The organism is Scytonema sp. PCC 10023 (genome assembly GCF_963920835.1).
In the GTDB taxonomy this organism is placed as follows: Bacteria; Cyanobacteriota; Cyanobacteriia; order Cyanobacteriales; family Nostocaceae; genus Kalymmatonema.
The window spans coordinates 38988-57194 of the sequence record NZ_CAWUDP010000062.1; the positions used below are offsets into that span (position 1 = coordinate 38988).

Annotated in this window: 18 protein-coding genes and 2 pseudogenes; 9 read left to right on the forward strand and 11 right to left on the reverse strand. The window is 45.0% G+C overall.

Annotation, left to right across the window (positions count from 1 at the left end; translation table 11 throughout):
* Positions 1-13: 13 nt before the first annotated feature.
* From ACM0OZ_RS30835 to ACM0OZ_RS30845, 3 genes are all read left to right on the forward strand, one after another.
* Entirely contained in the window at positions 14-277 is a 264-nt protein-coding gene (locus ACM0OZ_RS30835) for a hypothetical protein (RefSeq protein WP_332987897.1), read from the forward strand.
* Positions 278-742, forward strand: coding sequence for a type II toxin-antitoxin system VapC family toxin (locus ACM0OZ_RS30840; protein WP_414586643.1), 465 nt, complete (start codon positions 278-280; stop codon positions 740-742).
* Positions 743-972: 230 nt separating this feature from the next.
* Entirely contained in the window at positions 973-1152 is a 180-nt protein-coding gene (locus ACM0OZ_RS30845) for a hypothetical protein (protein WP_414586644.1), read from the forward strand.
* Between the two features lie 281 nt (positions 1153-1433).
* Here the strand turns inward: ACM0OZ_RS30845 and ACM0OZ_RS30850 are convergent, their stop codons facing one another.
* From ACM0OZ_RS30850 to ACM0OZ_RS30860, 3 genes are all read right to left on the reverse strand, one after another.
* Positions 1434-3146 carry a pseudouridine synthase gene (locus ACM0OZ_RS30850; RefSeq protein ID WP_414586645.1) on the reverse strand — a complete coding sequence of 571 codons (1713 nt, stop codon included), beginning with the start codon at positions 3144-3146 and terminating at the stop codon, positions 1434-1436.
* A 150-nt stretch (positions 3147-3296) separates the two neighbouring features.
* Entirely contained in the window at positions 3297-4640 is a 1344-nt protein-coding gene (locus ACM0OZ_RS30855; RefSeq protein ID WP_414586646.1) for a TMEM143 family protein, read from the reverse strand.
* 190 nt (positions 4641-4830) lie between these two features.
* Positions 4831-4992, reverse strand: a complete 162-nt coding sequence (locus ACM0OZ_RS30860; protein WP_414586647.1) for a hypothetical protein — start codon at positions 4990-4992, stop codon at positions 4831-4833.
* Between ACM0OZ_RS30860 and ACM0OZ_RS30865 the strand changes: the two genes are divergently transcribed.
* Entirely contained in the window at positions 4987-6150 is a 1164-nt protein-coding gene (locus ACM0OZ_RS30865) for a tetratricopeptide repeat protein (RefSeq protein ID WP_414586648.1), read from the forward strand. The two genes, ACM0OZ_RS30860 and ACM0OZ_RS30865, sit on opposite strands and share 6 nt — an antisense overlap.
* A gap of 310 nt (positions 6151-6460) precedes the next feature.
* Here ACM0OZ_RS30865 and ACM0OZ_RS30870 read toward each other — a convergent pair whose 3' ends face one another.
* The 4 genes from ACM0OZ_RS30870 to ACM0OZ_RS30885 form a co-directional block, all read right to left on the reverse strand.
* Complete coding sequence (locus ACM0OZ_RS30870) at positions 6461-7300, reverse strand: nickel/cobalt transporter (RefSeq protein ID WP_414586649.1); 840 nt, start codon at positions 7298-7300, stop codon at positions 6461-6463.
* Positions 7297-7731: a DUF6640 family protein gene (locus ACM0OZ_RS30875; RefSeq protein ID WP_414586650.1), complete on the reverse strand. Its 435-nt coding sequence runs from the start codon at positions 7729-7731 to the stop codon at positions 7297-7299. The genes ACM0OZ_RS30870 and ACM0OZ_RS30875 overlap by 4 nt, the downstream gene beginning before the upstream one ends.
* Positions 7732-8143: 412 nt before the next feature.
* A complete protein-coding gene (locus ACM0OZ_RS30880; protein WP_414586651.1) occupies positions 8144-8989 on the reverse strand; it encodes a helix-turn-helix domain-containing protein in 846 nt (281 codons plus the stop codon).
* 12 nt (positions 8990-9001) lie between these two features.
* Positions 9002-9439 (reverse strand): DUF29 domain-containing protein, encoded by a 438-nt coding sequence (locus ACM0OZ_RS30885; RefSeq protein ID WP_414586652.1) that lies wholly within the window; start codon positions 9437-9439, stop codon positions 9002-9004.
* Positions 9440-9664: 225 nt separating this feature from the next.
* Here ACM0OZ_RS30885 and ACM0OZ_RS30890 point away from each other — a divergent pair, with 225 nt between their 5' ends.
* Positions 9665-10468 (forward strand): DUF4886 domain-containing protein, encoded by an 804-nt coding sequence (locus ACM0OZ_RS30890; RefSeq protein WP_414586653.1) that lies wholly within the window; start codon positions 9665-9667, stop codon positions 10466-10468.
* 18 nt (positions 10469-10486) lie between these two features.
* On the opposite strand, the gene ACM0OZ_RS30895 is transcribed toward ACM0OZ_RS30890, so the two are convergent.
* From ACM0OZ_RS30895 to ACM0OZ_RS30905, 3 genes are read right to left on the reverse strand one after another with little or no spacing between them, the layout of a single operon-like run.
* Positions 10487-11188: a carbonic anhydrase gene (locus ACM0OZ_RS30895; protein WP_414586654.1), complete on the reverse strand. Its 702-nt coding sequence runs from the start codon at positions 11186-11188 to the stop codon at positions 10487-10489.
* 28 nt (positions 11189-11216) lie between these two features.
* Positions 11217-11528, reverse strand: coding sequence for a P-II family nitrogen regulator (locus ACM0OZ_RS30900; RefSeq protein WP_414586655.1), 312 nt, complete (start codon positions 11526-11528; stop codon positions 11217-11219).
* A 4-nt stretch (positions 11529-11532) separates the two neighbouring features.
* The gene (locus tag ACM0OZ_RS30905; RefSeq protein WP_414586656.1) at positions 11533-12507 is read right to left on the reverse strand and encodes a sodium-dependent bicarbonate transport family permease; all 975 of its coding nucleotides are present in this window, start codon (positions 12505-12507) and stop codon (positions 11533-11535) included.
* 94 nt (positions 12508-12601) lie between these two features.
* Here ACM0OZ_RS30905 and ACM0OZ_RS30910 point away from each other — a divergent pair.
* A pseudogene (locus tag ACM0OZ_RS30910) lies at positions 12602-12888 on the forward strand (hypothetical protein); the annotation flags it as partial.
* A gap of 451 nt (positions 12889-13339) precedes the next feature.
* A pseudogene (locus tag ACM0OZ_RS30915) lies at positions 13340-13798 on the forward strand (tRNA-dihydrouridine synthase); the annotation flags it as partial.
* Positions 13799-13895: 97 nt separating this feature from the next.
* Here ACM0OZ_RS30915 and ACM0OZ_RS30920 read toward each other — a convergent pair.
* Positions 13896-15152, reverse strand: a complete 1257-nt coding sequence (locus ACM0OZ_RS30920) for a glycoside hydrolase family 10 protein (RefSeq protein ID WP_414586657.1) — start codon at positions 15150-15152, stop codon at positions 13896-13898.
* Between the two features lie 511 nt (positions 15153-15663).
* On the opposite strand from ACM0OZ_RS30920, the gene ACM0OZ_RS30925 reads away from it, so the two are divergent.
* Both ACM0OZ_RS30925 and ACM0OZ_RS30930 read left to right on the forward strand, forming a co-directional pair.
* Positions 15664-16779: an RRXRR domain-containing protein gene (locus tag ACM0OZ_RS30925; protein WP_414586658.1), complete on the forward strand. Its 1116-nt coding sequence runs from the start codon at positions 15664-15666 to the stop codon at positions 16777-16779.
* A gap of 108 nt (positions 16780-16887) precedes the next feature.
* Positions 16888-17865 carry an aldo/keto reductase gene (locus ACM0OZ_RS30930; RefSeq protein WP_414586659.1) on the forward strand — a complete coding sequence of 326 codons (978 nt, stop codon included), beginning with the start codon at positions 16888-16890 and terminating at the stop codon, positions 17863-17865.
* Positions 17866-18207: the final 342 nt, after the last annotated feature.

The window sequence follows — 18207 nt, forward strand, 5'->3', positions numbered from 1 at the left end:
AATCTAAAAGCTGATGACACAGGCAATTCTTAACCAAATCCTAGATCAACTTGAAGCGCTTGAACCACAAGAATTACAGCAGCTTAACCAAGTCATCCAGAAGCATCTTGCAGCTATTGAAGAAGCTGTTCAACGGACGACATTTCATCAAGCACTGTTAACATCTGGCTTAGTCAAACAACTGAAGCAACCCTCCTACAATCGGCAAACTGAACGGCGACTCATTCAGATTCAGGGAAAGCCTGTTTCTGAAACAATTATTGAGGAACGCCGCTAGATGGCAGTTTACTTTCTTGATAGCAGCGCTTTGGTGAAACGCTACATTAGTGAGATAGGTTCAGCATGGGTTGTGAATTTGTTTGATCCTGCATTAAACAACGAAGTATTAATTGCTGCAATTACATTTGTTGAAATTATTGCCGCGATTACAAGACGGGCGCGTGGTGGCAGTATCAGTCTTACAGATGCTACAGCAACGTGCAATCTGTTCAGGAGTGACTTATTATCTGAGTACCAAGTTGTAGAAATCACGGAAAATATTATCAACTCTGCAATGGCATTAGCTGAAGTACGGGGATTACGAGGTTACGACGCAGTTCAGCTAGCAGCAGGTTGTGCGGTAAATGCCCTCTGCATAACTAACGGCTTGCCCCCTGTGAACTTTGTCTCTGCTGACGATGAGTTGAATAAAGCAGCCGCAAGTGAAGGGCTGATGGTTGAAAATCCCAATAACTACCCGTAGGGCGATCGCCTCCTTACCACAACTAGAATTGACACATCAAAACGGCGTCTTTGCCTGTAAATGAAGGGTTTCTCCTAACTGTGGATGCTCAAAAGAAAGCTCTCTTGCATGCAGATGTAACCGACTTACCCCTGCACGACATCCATAAAGGCGATCGCCCAAAATAAATCTACTTGGAACCGTAAACTAAACTAGCTATAGAAGTACTTTCAAAAAACGTATTTTTTTCTATGTCCACCCTGACAGAAATAGAAGCAGCCATCAAACAACTTCCAGAAGGCGATATTCGCAAACTTGCTGCTTGGCTTCAGGCATACTTAGATGAAACATGGGATCGGCAAATAGAAGCAGATTTTGAATCCGGCAAATTGAATAACCTAATTGCGAAAGCAGAGGCTGACAGCAAATAAGGTGAGGGATCTTGATGAAATCCTTCACGACACCTGATCTTTGGCAAGCGTATGCAGTTTTGTCTCCGGAGATGAAACAGGCTCAAAAAGCCTACCAGCTTTGGAAGGAAAACCCTTCTCATCCATCTCTCCATTTTAAGAAAGTTGGCAAGAATCTTTGATCGGCTCACGTTACCGGAGGTTACAGAGCATTAGCATTAAAGAAGGGTGATGACTATTACTGGTTCTGGATTGGCTCTCACGATGACTATAATGCTTTGCTGGATTAATTGAGTCATTTACTAGAACGGCGTCTTTGCCTGTAAATGAAGGGTTTCCCCCAAGTGTGGATGCTCAAAGCGAAGTTCCCTTGCATGCAGATGTAACCGACTTGAAAGCGCACGACATCCATAAAGGCGATCGCCTAAAATAGGTATACCAAGTCCTCTCGCATCAGCAGCATGAACTCTCAGTTGATGGGTGCGTCCTGTTAGCGGTATAAACTCTACACGAGTGCAGTCTCCTGTTGCTATCACCTGAAACTCAGTCACGCTAAATTTCCCATATTGCAAATTGACTTGTTGATAAGGGCGATTGAGAGGATCTCCCCACAGTGGCAGTTCAATTATACCTTTGTCAGTGGTTAGAGAACCCGAAAGCACCGCTTCATAAACTTTGTGAACCTGCCGTTTTTCAAACTGCTCACTGAGTTGACGATAGGTTTGCCCGTCACGAGCTAGTAAAAGAATACCAGATGTTTCCTGATCTAACCGATGCACCGCAATAATCTTCATCCCATCTGGTGACAGTTGACGCAAACGACTGAGAACGCTGTCTTGAGTGTCGCGATAACGCCCTGGAACTGATAATAGTCCTGCGGGTTTGTTCACGACAATCAACCATTCGTCTTCATAAAGAATGGGTAAAGTTACCTCTCCCCAAACCCCTCCCCTGGTAGGGGAGGGGCTTAAAACTCCCCCTTCCCTTTTAGGGAAGGGGGCTGGGGGGTTCGGTTTCCACGGAGGCAATCCTGACAGCAGAAACCCCATCAATGGCTGACAGCGTTCTGCACAAGCTCCATAGAATTCTCCCTGGATTTTGTCGTGATTCATTAAGGACGAACCCCACCAAAACTCTGCCATTGCCAATGGTTTTAAACCATACGTCGCCGCATAATGCAGCAGCTTTGGAGCACAACAGTCTCCTGTTCCTGTGGGCATACCTTCTGGTATCAACTGCTGCAACGATAGGGATTGCCCTAAAAAATTCATTAGGGTGTAAGTAGCGTGCATCTGTGCCTGGAGTTGGCGGGACAGTTCTTTACGCCGCTGTTTCAGTTCACCCATCCGCGCATCTGCTGCTGCAATGAGGTGCTGAAGCGGCTGCAAGACTTCATCCCGTTGGCGTTTAAGTTGCCGTCGCTCAATTCCATGCTGACGACTTTCTTCGTCGAGTTGTTCCAACGCAACTATGAGCGCTTCTCCAATTAGCTTTTCGTAGCATATCTGACGTTTTTCGTGTCGTTGGTTTTTGCAATCTCGATGGCGATCGCTCATCTGTTGCAGGCGTAACTCAAACTCACTCCTCAGCGTTTCGTATTGCTGCCTTTGTGGAAGTTGCTTGAGGGTAATAAGTTCCTGCTTGATAGCGTCCAATTGCGCCAAAGTGCGGGCTTCCTCTAAGGCAACTTCGTCTCGTCCTGGAATGGGCGGTACCCAGCCCTCAACCACGCTGTCACCATTTAGTAGCCCGGAGAAAGCTTTGAGTACCCGTTGTTCACCAGTAGGCAGTTCAACCAGCAATATCCCATACATCTTACCTTCAGAAGAATAACGCTCATCCGTGGCAAGATGTTGCATTAAAGCATGGGCGATCGCCTCGGACATTGGGGTGCGGGGTAGTCTCAGGAGTTCACCAGTGTGAGGACAACGCCCTTCATACCAATAGCTAACGGATAAGTCGCTGACAGCAGAATTGCAGTTTATGAAATCACAAAGCGAGTGCAGAACTACCATATATAAAGCTTCTAATCTGGCTTACTTGGACTTATAGCGGTTTGCAACCCTTGTAAGGTATGGAAAGAAATAATGAACCACAGATGGACACAGATGGACACAGATAAAGAATTACTTCATTCAATTGAGTTGCGCTATATCAGGAATTTTTCATAAGGCTATCCCATTAAAGAGGAAGGCATTATCCCAAACATAATCGATCACTGCTCTGGCATCCTCCAAAGGGAGAACATGGCAAAATCCCTGGTTATCATAGCTTAATAAAGGCATTTCCGGGGCAATATCTGCTTCTTCAGCATTTGTGATCACTTTGCCGCGAATATCCTGCAGATTATTCAAGGGACCTTGGATATCAAAGTTAATCGTAATACCCAGCTTCCTTTCCATCCAAGTTTCAATGCGAGAGTCTAACTGTTTAGGAGTCAGCGGAGTCGGACTGGTCAGGAGATGGTAATATACTAGAATAATTTCCTTACACTCCTCTTCTTCTGCAATATCAATGAGCATTTGAAAGACGCTGGCATTGTTAGCTAAATTCTTGAAGAAAAGCGTGTCGGTAACATCTTTTTGGAATTTGATTTTTTTGTTTTTGTAATTGGTGTATTGCTTGAAGGCAAATCCACCCAGTGCTATCCCTAAAGATAGCGTTGCCACTAGAATCGGCATCACATCTCGCACCTTATGCTCTTCTAGATCTAGCGATTCGACTAGCAATGGTGCATTGAACACTAACGAAATTGCAGCTATGAGCAATAACAGATTTGGCAATGCTTTTAAGACCAGGGGAATTGCAGCCCCAATGGCAGGAATTCCAAATAACAGTCGATCTTTCCAAGTCATACTCGTGACAACATTCGGAAAGAGCAAGTCAATATCTAGTTTTGGAATATTCTTGTAGAAGTAAACATACATTTTACCAGGAGTAAAGTTCAGTTCGTCTATCTTGACTTTTTTGGCACGAAAGTAAGCCGCTTCTTTGAACTTAATGAGTAAAACAATTCGTTCCAAAATATTAATCGTCTTTTCCTCCTGCCAAAAGAAGAACTTTTTCAGCGAAATTTTCTTGTTAATATCGCCTTGGTAATAGCAACAGAAACGCTCAAAATCATCGAAATCAACCTGAGTTTTCAAATCAATCAGAGATTTCTTTCCCAATGCTCGTTGTACAATCGATTCAGGCAAAAGAATGTAATTAGCTCTTTCTAAAATATGCTGAAATGCATCAACCACTTTTGACTCCATCTCGTCATATTGGTCGAAGGTTGGTTGAGTGAGTGGTTGAACATCTGCATTAGGATTGAAGGGTACGTAGTTGTCTTTGATAATTTCCAGCGTCTTGTGAAAGCGAAAGTGGTAATACGCAGATAGGATTTGACAGAAATCTTGAAACTTTTCAGCATCGGCGGCACTTAGCTGACCATCTTGCAGGCAAAGTTTGATAATATCGGTGCGACGGTAGGGAATGAACGCTTCTCGATTTTCATAAACTGCCATGATCAGAAATTAGTCGGAGTCCAACTTATAGGTTTGCGATCGCCTTTGCCACTGCCCCGTTCGGACTTCGGCGTGAGCTCAGTCGAGCCGCGAAGCCTTGGGCGATTGGGCACGAGGGCACTGCGCTCCGCGCGATCGCCTTTGCCAGACAAAAATCGCGATGGTTAAACATCATCCACCGATTTGGATCTCAATGACTACTATCTTGAGTAGGAACTTTAGCAACAATTGTTGATTCAATACGGTGATTATTGGCAACATATTGCATTAAAACAGTGAACAGTGAATAACTGGTAACTGGTAACTGGTAACTGGTAAATAGGCGATCGCCTCTTACCAAAAAGCGTTGCAAATCGACCCAAATTATGCAAATGCTCACTTTACCCTGGGGAATGCGCTGTCCGAGCAAGGCAAATTAGATGAAGCGATCGCCTCTTACCAAAAAGCGTTGCAAATCGACCCAAATTATGCAGACGCTCACAATAACCTGGGGGTTGCGCTGTCCGAGCAAGGCAAACTCGAAGAAGCGATCGCCTCTTACCAAAAAGCGTTGCAAATCGACCCAAATTATGCAAATGCTCACTTTACCCTGGGGAATGCGCTGTCCGAGCAAGGCAAATTAGATGAAGCGATCGCCTCTTACCAAAAAGCGTTGCAAATCGACCCAAATAATGCAGGTACTCACAATAACCTGGGGAATGCGCTGTTGGATCAACGCAAGCTAGAGGAAGCGATCGCCTCTTACCAAAAAGCGTTGCAAATCGACCCAAATTGTGCACCTGCTCACCATAACCTGGGGAATGCGCTGTCCGCTCAAGGCAAACTCGATCAGGCGATCGCCTGTAACCAAAAAGCCTTGCAAATCGACCCAAACTTTGCAAATGCTTACAATAGCCTGGGGTGGGCGCTGTACATGCAAGGCAAACTAGATGAAGCGATCGCCTCTTACCAAAAAGCGTTGCAAATAGACCCAAATTATACGAAGTTGCCAAAGATAGAATTGTTTGGAATCAAGCTCCCTACTGGACTGGCTTTCGAGCAAATAATAGGATTGTTTGGAATCAAGCTCCCTACTGGACTGGCTTTCGAGCAAATAATACGATCTAAGACAACTTCGTGTTATGCATGTGTTCACAATAACCTGGGGTTAGCGCTGTCCGCTCAAGGCAAACTCGATCAGGCGATCGCCTCTTACCGTAAAGCGTTGCAAATCGACCCAAATTTTGCATATGCTTACAATAACCTGGGGAATGCGCTGTCCGCTCAAGGCAAACTCGATCAGGCGATCGCCTCTTACCAAAAAGCATTACAAATCGACCCAAATTATGCATATGCTCACTTTAACCTGGGGTTAGCGCTGTCTAATCCCAATCAAGGCAAACTAGATGAAGCGATCGCAGAACTGGAAATAGCTGTTCACCTCGAACCTACTAACGCTCTGTTTCGTAAAAACTTAGAGATTATTAGGAATAAAAAGAAGGGTTTTTGGGGGCATTTCTTTGGTGGGTAGAATATTCTCAGTTTTTTTATGTAAACGGTGTGCGATTGGCTTTGCCACTGCCCCGTTCGGCAGACGCCTATGCCAGACAAAAATCACGATGGTTGAATATCATCCACTCATTTGGAGATCAATAACTATGGCAGTTCTCACTTTAGTGCACTACAGTCGTTACCTCACCCCGCATTTGCTGACGCAAACGCTCCCCTCTCCTTAGCAAGGAGAGGGGTTGGGGGTGAGGTAAAAAAATCTACTTTATGCAAACGAGAAACGCTATAGTATCTTCATAAAGAAATTTAACAAGTATTGTTCATACTTAACCTTAAATAACAGCACAAGCCATGAGTACACTTCCTACAACAATCACCGCGATCGCACTGATCTTGGGAGTGTAGTGCTGCAAGGGTTGAACCCATGAAAAACGCTTCAGCCAGTGCTGAGCATAGATAACCGCTAAACCAACGCTCACTAATACGACTGCTAATCCAAAACTAAACGCACACACTAATAGCAAGCCGTATACTGTTTGATGAAGAGCGATCGCGCTCAACAACAATACCAGAGCTGACGGGCACGGAACTAAACCACCTGCGATTCCCAAAGTTAAAAGAGATTGTAACGTAATTTGAGAATCAGAGGGATAGTGCATATGATTAGAACAATCATTGTGAGTATGGTGATGATCGTGAGTATGGTGATGATGGTGAGCATGGTGATGATGTTTGGGTGCAGGATTGAGATGTCGATCAAGTAACCAAAAACCAACACCACAAACCATCAATCCGCTCAAGAAACTTAATATTGGATATAGTTGTTCTGGTAAAATATACTGAGATAACAACAAAGCTACAATGCCTAGTGCGAAAACGCTGATCGTGTGAGTAAGCGTTGTCACCAAACCCAGCACGACTGCCTGTTGAGGAGTCCCCCGCGAACCGACGAGATACGCGGCTACCATCGTTTTCCCATGTCCGGGTGAGAGGGCGTGTCCGGCTCCAGCAATCAGGGCGACACCGATCCCACTTAACATTAATGTTGGGGATAGAGTCATGCGAGCCAGATTTTGGGTGAGGAAGCTACCATGTCCGATATGAGCAAGAACTGGCTGACTAGGCAGGAAAGTGATGAGTAATGCAAAGTTGGCAATCGAAATCAGTTTCATAGACGGTTCGCTTCCGACGAGGCGCGGTACAAGCCATAACCAACTAATGCCAAAATGACGCTGATTGTTGCAATCACGACGTTGGGGTAGATCGGAATGCCTGCTATTATTGGGGGAGCTTCTTTAAGATCGGCTTGCAAACTGGTTCCAGGAATCACTAGCGTTACAAAGAAAAAGGCTGACCAAAAGATAACAGGCACTAACATTGCAACGGTATAACCGATATCCGGTTCTAGCGATCGCCGCCATAGCAACCACAGTGCCATAATACTCATTCCACTAAGCAACCACAGCATCACGGCATCATGGAATTTAGCATGAGGATGCCATTCGGGATTGAAAAGGTGAGTCACATTCCAATCTACCGCTACGGAAACTACAGCAGTGCTGACGAGAACAACAGAAAGCAAGATACGACTGATTCTTCTCATAAATTCGTTGGTAGAACCTTAACCCTGTGAAGTATTACGTTTACGGATAAGGGAATTATTAGGCGTAGAACCCACAGATGAAGATACAATGCGCTACTGGATAAACGATAGACTTTTCTTGCTGGATCGAATCATGATTTAGACCATTCTTGCTATCGGGATTCGTATCTTATCTGTAAGGTGGGCATTGCCAAAAAATTTTGGTGTCTGTTGGGTGAAGATAAGAGCAATGCCCACCCTACCTTGAGCTATTCTTGCTATCGGGATTCGTATCGCACAGTGCTACTAAGGTGGGCATTGCCAAAAAATTTTGGTGTCTGTTGGGTGAAGATAAGAGCAATGCCCACCCTACCTTGAGCTTGTTGTTCTAATTCAGTTACAGGAAAGTGTGAAATTAATTTTGCCCAGGTACCTACCTTCCTCTTAAAAACATCCTGGGTGTAACTCCGACATATTTTCTAAAGTGCCTTGTGAAGCGACTTTGATCCGCAAAACCAACGAGTAGAGCGATTTCTGCGATCGCATATTTCCTTTGTTGCAATAGTTCTTTAGCTTTTTCCATTCGTTGCTGAAGCACGTATTGATAAGGTGCTACACCCATTGATTGCTTAAATAATCGGCAAAAATGATATTGACTGATGCCTGAAATTTCTGCTAGTTCATTTAAATGAAGCGGTCGGTCTAAATAGGTGTGGATGTAGTCTAGCACTTGCTCGAGTCGATTGTTAGACAACCCTCCTACATCGTGTAGCTTTTTCGGCTGAAACGCACAGTATTGTCGCAGTAAGTGAATGATAAACACCTGTGTCAGCGATTCGATATAAAGTTGTCCACCGATGCTATCCGAATCAAATTCTGTTAGAAACAGACGAGCGATCGCTTGAATCTGTGGATCATAGGCACTGACTGTACTAAGTAACTCAACCTTGTTTTCATTCAAAAGAGCAACTTCTTGTGCCGTTTGATTCAAAAAGAGTGGATCAATCACAAACATCAGCGATTCATCGGTACTATCCCATGCCCAAACCCCCGACACCTCGGCAGGGCAAATCCAGAAATCTCCTTTGGTTTGAGGTTTTTCAGATTCTTGTTCACCGATGCGAGTCAGTTTTTGTTGATTACCATCACTTAACAGAAGACAAAGCAGATGATGATTGCATCCGGGAAAGTCAAGTTCGTTCGGTGCTGAGATATGTCGATCAATAGTTAACCCGCGTAGTTGAATAGTGCGGCGTTCAGAAATCCATGTTTCCTTCATACAAAGGTATTCCTAAGATGCCATAAATTCAGGGTTCATGGTTTGTTCTGGAGTGTAGGGGCATATTTCTGGAAAAAGCTGTTCACCGAATTGAGTCTCTCGAATCGCCAAAGCTAAGCCCAACTCATAAGCAGCAAGAAAAACTTCATCTAGATAGAGTTTCAAACTGGGACTATCTTGTAAAAGCAGCTTAATCTGAACACGTTGCTCTCGAATCGTACTCAACCAACTATTATTGCGTTTCTCAGGTTGAAATTGCCATTTCAATAGGTGTCCTAACAATACTCCTAATCGATTTCGCAACTCTTGCCGCTCTTTTCTTCCCAAAGTTTCGATTTCTTCAATCAGGTTGACTGTATCTAGTCGATCCCACTGCTGAGCTTTGAGCAGAGTAACCTGCTGTTGAGTCCAAGCATAGAAATCTGTTTCGTAGAGGGGAGAGGTGTACATCCTTGATTATCATGTTTAAGATTATGACTCTAAAATATCAAGTGAATTAACGTTTAGCTAACCGGGCAATGGAAGGGTGGTTGCCTACAGTGCTACAGCGAACCCCAGACTTCTAAGAAAATCGCTACAACCTTGCTCGTTAGATTCTCTGCCTCAATTGCTAAAAGTTTAGTGTTTGCAGTGTCAATCTAAGTAAGCCAGTATGTTACAAAAATTAAAGCAGTCATGAAAAAAAGAAGGATAGGATGTCGGATTGGGTTAATTCTATTTTCGCTGGTTGCTTGCATGGGGATCATGGGAAAACAGGTTGATGCAGATGCTGTGAGAGTATTGGATCAGCAGCCACTCAGGGTTTTATTTATTGGTAACAGTTATACCTATGTCAATGACCTTCCGTGGTTGACGCAACAGTTGTCCGTCTCGGCGGGAGAAACCAGAACGCTGGAAAGTGATATGGTTACAGTTGCTGGAGCTACGCTGAAAAGTCATTGGGAGCGCGGTGACGCACTTAAGCAAATTCAGAATGAGCGATGGGACTACGTAGTGCTGCAAGAACAGAGTACTTTACCCATTACCGATCGGTCGGTGATGTATGAGTATGTGCGTTTGTTTGATGCCGAGATCAAGCGAGTTAACGCCCGAACAATTTTCTACCTAAGTTGGGCAAGGCAAAATCGACCCCAAACGCAACAGATACTTACTGATTCCTACATGAGGATTGCCAGAGAACTGAAAGCTGAGGTTGCACCTGTCGGGCTCGCTTGGCAAAAAGTTCAGGAGGAGAATCCAAAATTAAACCTTTACTATTCAGATCAAAGCCATCCGAGTCCGATTGGCTCATATGTAGCAGCGTGTGTATTCTATGCAAAATTTTACCAAAAGAGTCCTGTAGGCTTGAGCGATCGCATCTACAGCACTCAATTTGGTACTCCGCAAGAAGGAAACAGAATTAGGTTAGAGAGTTTGAGGAAAACAGATGCTGCAAGAATTCAACGTTTGGCTTGGGATGTTGTCAATCAAGCTCACTAAGATGTTGTTACCTCCAAATTAGGTAATAATAGTCACCCTTCCTGTATCCAAGTCATAACGACCTCCCACGATTTTCAATTTGCCAGACTGCAACCGCTCAGTTAAGAGTGGCGATCGCTTCAATCGTTCAATTTGATACTGCACATTTGCTACCACAGCGTTTTCAACTGCGTCCCCCGACTGATCCTTGACTCGTTCCACAGCTGGTTTAATTGCCTTAACAAAGCTACTAATATCACCGAGTAGGGCTTCGTTTTGTACAGCGGCGGTAACTGCCCCGCATCGTTCATGACCAAGCACCATGACCACAGGAGTACCCAACAAGACAACCGCATATTCAATACTACCCAATGCTTCAGGGATGACAATATTTCCGGCAATCCGAACATCAAAGATATCTCCGATGCCCTGATCAAAAATAATTTCTGCGGGCACTCGTGAATCTGCACAACTCAGGATGGTTACAAATGGATGTTGAGCTTGAGCAACTTCCTGCAACCGAGCCTGAGATTGATCAGGATATTCAGGGTGATGCTCAGCAAACCGCTGATTTCCCTCCATCAGCTTTTGCAATGCGGCATCGGGACTGAGGGATTGAGGAGGGAGCGGGGACAATTCGGCGGCTTTAACCTGTTCAACCTGCCACAGCAGATCACTCGCAGCGACCACCAAACCAAATGCCCCCGTGACTCCCAACTTCAAGAAGTTACGACGTTCCATGAAATACTTCATTGCGTTCATGATTCTCTTACATCGACGCGACACATCTTACAGAACGAACTTCCATAACATCCGAAATGTAACAGGTACCTCCAAACTTATTAAGCAAAGGTTTGATCTTTTCCACAACAGGCTTGATTTGCTCAGGCATACAGAATGCAATCACATAAACATTATCAAGCATCGTCATGTCTAAATCTTCCCTCGTGCCAGATAATCCTTTACCAGCAACATTTCGGATCACAATATGACCGTTTACACCTGACTTATCCAAACCATCTAAAATTTTGCCAAGCTCAAAGGAGTTGGCAATAATTTCTATCTTTTTAACTAAGTGCATATTATTATCTCCACAACAGGTTAATCCCGTACAGATAAAGCGGAATTCCCACAATAATATTGAATGGGAATGTCACTGCCAGAGCAGTAGAAACATACAGGCTGGGATTCGCTTCCGGAACAGTCATCCGGATAGCTGCTGGGACAGCGATGTAAGAGGCACTAGCACACAGCACAGCGAACAACAGGGCATTTCCCTGAGACATACCAATAAATCTGGCAATCAATAACCCAATGGTTGCATTGAGTATTGGAATTAGTATCGCAAATGAAATCAGGAAAAATCCGGTTTTTTGCAAGTCTTTAATTCTTTGGGCAGCAACCAGTCCCATGTCGAGTAAAAAGAAGGTGAGAACGCCATAAAACATCCCCTGAGTAAAGGGTTCCAAAACCTTCCAACCGCGTTCTCCCGTCAAGACGCCAATCACGAGGCTACCAACCAGGAGAAAGACTGAACTGTTTAGAAACGCCTCTTGCAAAACTTCAGACCAGGCAGTTTCCCGTGGTTTGCCTTGGTCAACAGTAAACAAATTTACCAGGATCAGACCAACAATGATAGCTGGAGATTCCATCAGGGCAAGGGCTGCGACCATGTAGCCATCAAAAGCAATGCCAAGCTGAGTTAAAAAAGCACTAGCTGTGATGAACGTGACAGCACTGATAGAACCATAGGTTGCGGCGATCGCAGCAGCATCATAAGTATCCAGCCTTAGTTTGAGGATAAAAAAGGTGTAAATTGGGACAAAACACGCCATCAACATAGCTGCCAAGAGCGTCAGAACCACTTCCTGAGTGATTCCACTTTTGATTAGTTCAACTCCTCCCTTAAACCCAATCGCCAACAGCAGATAAAGCGACAGGAGTTTGGGTACAGGTGCAGGAATTTCCAAATCAGACTTGACAAAAACGGCTGTCATCCCCAAAAAGAAAAACAGGATTGGTGGGTTGAGAATATTGGATATGATCAAGCTGGCATCCATGTCTATCGCTCCTTGTGCTAATGAAAACGAAAATTAAAAAAACTTTGCATTGTAAGAAACTTAACCATAGCCATTGAATTCATGAGTATCGTGTAGGGTGACCTCATGTCAATTGGGTGATGATGTATCTATAAAACACTACATAAAACACTACGAATTACGAGAACGTCAATTAACCCCAATTGGTCGTGCCAAACTCCTTTGAACGTGTTTGTGTTGAGCATTCTTTATCTGATATTGGTCATTGGCAAGGGGAGCAGGTCCGTTGTCGGTTCTCGTAAAAACTTATTTGACCTTCGTCGCACACCCGTTGTTCATAATCTTCATGTCCTTGCAAAAAATTTGACTAACACTACTGAATTTGCCTCTACTTCTATTTGATTACTCAATCGGTTAGGACTTACGCATTTTGACGAAAAACTGTCATTCTGTTCGCGTAGCGTGCCGAAGGCATACGGAGCGCAAGCGTAGTGAAGAATCTCGCTCGATACTGAGTCCCTTCGGGACACGCTGAGCGCAAAGCGCACGCACTCGCGTTCGGCGAACGCTACACTTCGTTTCGCTCAGTATGACAAAAATATTTTGCGTAAGTCCTGTCGGTGTTGTAGTTGCAATTTTAGGTACCACGGGGCAGTGAAATATGATTCGATTGCTGAAGCGGTCAGCCCCTTCGGGGAAGTCAAAAGTCAAAAGTCAAAAGTCAAAAGTAAGAACCCCATACCATAAGTTGGGGGCTTGAGTCAGCGGACGCCGTATTTCTTGCGCCTACTCGATGAAATACATTTTTTCTTTTTCCATAACGAAGTTGGGGGCTTGTACCTTTTTCTTTCTGGTCAAACGGGTGCATTGTCCAGTGCTTGCCAATGGCAATATCCACTCTGCGACAACAGCACTTGAAGTGCTTTCTCAAACGGGTGCGGCGGGTGTGATGGTGGGACGCTGGGCGATCGCCAATCCTTGGCTTTTTAATCAAATTCGGCAGGCTTTGCGCTCCGAGCCGATCACGCCCGTTCCTTTAGTAGAGGTACGCAGCTATATTGATCGTTTATGGCAAACCCCCACAGCGGCAACTATGCCAATGCGTTCACGAAGTGTCTCCTACGGAGAATCGCGCTTCGGCTACCTCAAAATGTTCCTCAACTACATTGCCCTCAGTGTTGACGCTGAAGGTCATTTCCTGCGCCTGATGCGACAGGCGCAGACCGAGGTAGAACTGTTTAACCTCTGCGATCGCGTTCTCCTTGCTGATAGTACGAGAACTTTAGCTCTAACACCCTCCTTGAGCGTTTAACGCCTGGCAACTATCAGCAAATACCTGGCTACGCACTAACTACTAATACAATTTCAGTGTTGTATGGTGTTGGGCAACAATCGCTAACGACAAGCCGCTATTCTTGTACACGCGCGTCCAAAGGTGATTCAATTCTCGGTCTAGCGCGAGCCACGAAAGCGGGAAACAAACTTTGAAATCCAGCTTGCCGCTGTGCAACTGGCTCTGGAGCAGAGTTCCAGAGGCTTTCGTAGTAAAAGAAGGCTACGCCCAAGCCTCGTTGTTGGGCAGCCCGCACCTGGGACTGAATTTGTTGCATTGAAACTCGGTTAGTTCGTAACCCTGCCATAACACCAACTCCAGTGGGAATCATTTGTTGCGCTTCTTGAATTTCTGCACGGGAAATATTGGCGATAAAACTTTGCAGATTGGGACGATAAATTTGCACAATGAGTTCATCCACAATATTCAGCCGCATCCAAGTGAGCCAGTCTTGGAGTTGAAACTTGTAAGCAAAGTCATAGTAATTGGGAGAAATGGAGAAAATCGCATTGGGTTTTCTCGCTTTCACTGCTTGATTGAGTTGTACCATGAACGCCGTGATTTTATCTGCCCGCCAGCGCATCCATGCGGGATCTTGGGGATCAGTCGGGGGATTATTCTTGGTTTCCTGAGTATACAAGGCAACCGTATATTTATCGTAGCCAAATTCGTGAGGCAAACTCATGTGATCGTCAAACTGAATGCCATCGACATCATATTGCGTGACAATTTCCAGCACGAGATTGCTGATAAACTGCTGCACTTTTGGATCGAAGGGATTGAGCCATACAACCTCACCAGCAGCGCTAATCGAAGTTTCGCCGCCATCGCGCTTTTGTGTAAGCCACTCTGGATGATTCAAGGCAAGTTCTGATGTCGGGGGAGCCATGAAGCCAAATTCAAACCAGGGAATCACAAGCAAGCCTTGGCGATGTGCTTGGGTAATCAGGTCTGCAAGAATATCACGTCCATCAGAGCCTCGCAAGACAAACGGTTGGATACCAGCATTCTTTGCCACGGCGCTGGGATACATCACATATCCAGAATTCCACACCACAGGGTAGATTGTGTTGAAGTTCAGCCGCCTCAATTGAGTCACAGCATCCTGCACTTTAGCTCGATCCTTGAGGATGTCAAAATCATTATTTGTCATCCAAACCCCGCGAATTTCTTGACGGGGTAGCTGTGCGATGGCGCTGAAGCGCCCGTCTTCGACGAACGCGGGGGTGAGGCTATCGACTAACAGTACTGTAACGAACGATATCAGAACCAGGAGTGGAAAAAGACTCTTGAGCGATCGCCGCCAACCTTGAGGAATGAAACGTAATTTCATAGCCTTAAATGATGTATCAGCTACCCACGCGCGCCATCGTATGCTTTTGTGATGGAATCTAGTCATCATATAGTCTAAAAGTATTTATGCTTATTAGAGACTTGGTTTGTTGGTAGTTGTTTATTCAATGCGGCGCATCAAATCCTTGCATCCTTTGAAAGTGAAGCAGACTTAGTACACTAGGAATAGTTGACGCAGCTTCTAGGTTAGTAGTGCCAAGTACACTTTTTTTGCTAAATAGCGATCGCTAATAAGTCATATTATGAAACCTGATATTCTTGTACTGAATTGCCTGATAGTCAATAACCCCACCCTGAAGAGGGATGGGGCTTGCAAGAAATAAGTCTTGCGTGTTTGACTAGCCCGTTGAGCCTAATTCTGATACACACACCCGCATACTTCCCCAGTGCGGATTCTCTGTAAGCCTTCTTATTAAGGCGTTGCGAAAGGCAAGTCATTCTGGATTAGGTGGGCGAGGGGACATCAACTCTGACGCATAGGATTATCTTAAATGCGTGTACCAGTAGTTTCACAAAATGGTAAGCCATTAATGCCCACGACTCCTAGTCGTTCTAGGCGTTGGCTTAAAGAAGGAAAAGCAATTCCCGGCTGGTCAAAATTAGGTGTGTTCTACGTGCAGTTAACCGTTGAGCCGAGCGATACAAAAACTCAACCTATCGTCATCGGATTAGATCCCGGTAAGCTCTACTCTGGCGTTGGCGTTCAGTCTTCCAAGTTCACGCTACTCATGTTGCACGTTGTTTTGCCATTCAAAACGGTTAAAGACCGGATGGAGCAAAGAGCAATAATGCGACGTGGGCGTAGAGGACGACGTATTAATCGCAAATTACCTTACAGTCAGCGTGCTCATCGCAGAGCTCGGTTTGATAATCGCAAACAGAAGAAAGTTCCTCCTAGCATCCGTGCTAACAAGAGTCTTGAGCTACGAATACTGGCTGAGTTAACCAAGCTTTATCCGGTTCAAGGCATCATTGTTGAACGTGTTATGGCACGGGGTGACAAGGGGTTTAGTCCTGTTATGGTTGGTCAGTTATGGTTACTCGAACAAATTGAAAACCAATTGGATATCAAGCCATCAACAGTGCAAGGGTGGGAAACCTCTAATTTACGCAAGCATCTGAAATTACCCAAAGACAAGCAAGACAAATCACGGCAAACTCCACAGACTCATGCTGTGGATGGTGTCACAATTGCTGCCAGTTACTGGGTAAAGTATGGGGTAACTTCAGCTAACAGCATGGGTTGGAAAGGTCAATCAGCTATAACCCCATCTCAGTTTGTGATTGTCAAACGTCCTCCTGTTTCGCGTCGTCAACTCCATCTTATGGTTCCTGCCAAGGGTGGAGTGCGCCGTAAATATGGTGGTAGTGTTACCCGTCACGGTTTTAGAAAGGGCGACTACGTTGAGGCAACCCAAGGTACGAAGACTTACCGTGGTTGGGTAAGCGGTGACACCGAAAAACAAGTTTCGGTAAGTGATACATCTTGGAAACGTTTAGGACAATTCACAGCTAAAAAAGTCCGGTTGATACAGCGAAGCACGGGATTAGTCGTGCTGTCAACACAGAGATTGCTAAATTTAACCCCATTGAGGGGTCAAATTTAGCCCACTATCCCTCCCCGTGTTGCTTCGCTGAACACGGGGTATCTCGTGGAAAGAGATGAACTTTTAAAAAGTATCTGTAAAGATTGTGGGAATCTACAAAGAGTAAATATGCAAATGAGCCAAAAACTCTACCTCCCAACTATGGGCTGCGGAACTTGGGCATGGGGAAACCGACTGCTTTGGGGATACGATGAAAGCATGGATGACCAGTTGCAAGGCGTTTTTAACCTTTGTGTGAGCAACGGTGTGACTTTATTTGACACGGGTGATTCTTACGGAACTGGGAGATTGAATGGGCAAAGTGAGCGACTCTTGGGGCGGTTCTCTAGGGAATATCTTGGTTCGGGTAAAGAAAATATTTGCATTGCCACCAAGCTTGCTGCTTATCCGTGGAGATTGACACGCTCCTCAATGGTGTCTGCTTGCAAGGCGTCTGCTAAGCGCTTGGGAAGAAACGTGGATTTGGTACAGATGCATTGGTCTACAGCAAACTATGCTCCTTGGCAAGAGGGAGCGCTTTTGGATGGTCTTGCAGATTTATACCAGCAAGGACTCGTTAAGGGAGTGGGCTTATCCAATTACGGACCGAAACGACTCAAACAGGTGCATCAAAAATTTGTTGAGCGAGGAGTTCCAATCGCTACTTTGCAAGTTCAGTACTCTCTGCTGTCCACCTATCCTGTTACGACATTAGGACTAAAAGACGTTTGTGATCAGCTTGGGATAAAACTTATTGCTTACAGCCCTTTGGCATTGGGGCTATTGACAGGAAAGTACTCAGATGGTCGTTTTCCAAAAGGCATGCGAGGTTTGCTGTTTAGGCAGATATTACCAGGAGTGCGATCGCTGTTGTCATGTTTACAAGAAGTTGCCCAATCAAGAAACAAGACGATGTCCCAAGTAGCAATCAACTGGTGTATCTGTAAAGAAACGATCCCCATCCCTGGAGCAAAAAGCGTGGAACAGGCAAAGGAGAATATTGGCGCTTTGGGTTGGCACTTAGATTCTAGCGAGATTAGCGAGTTGGATAAAGCGGCTATGAGTGTGGATAAAAAAATGGTACAAAATATTTTTCAGACTAAGTAAAATCTCGGTTATGAAACTCGCCCCTCCTGACAAAACTCTGCAATCACCTGTGCCTTCACTGCATCGAGCGGAAAGTTTTCTGGATAGGTCGAGAACATCAGCATGATACCTTGAAAATGAATTCGCCCCTTCACCAATAGGCGATCGCCCTGTTGGAAAAAGTTTGTGATCTACTGACATTTAATTTGCACTTAGTACTGCATTTCATAAATTCGTGGCGTTATTTGTCATGCTGTAGACGCTTTGCGGTGAGTCAGCGCGGTCTTGGGGGTTTCCCCCATGAGCGACTGACGAACCCGAAGGGCTTCCCGCAGGGTGCGGAACTAAGCGTGAAGCGTAAGC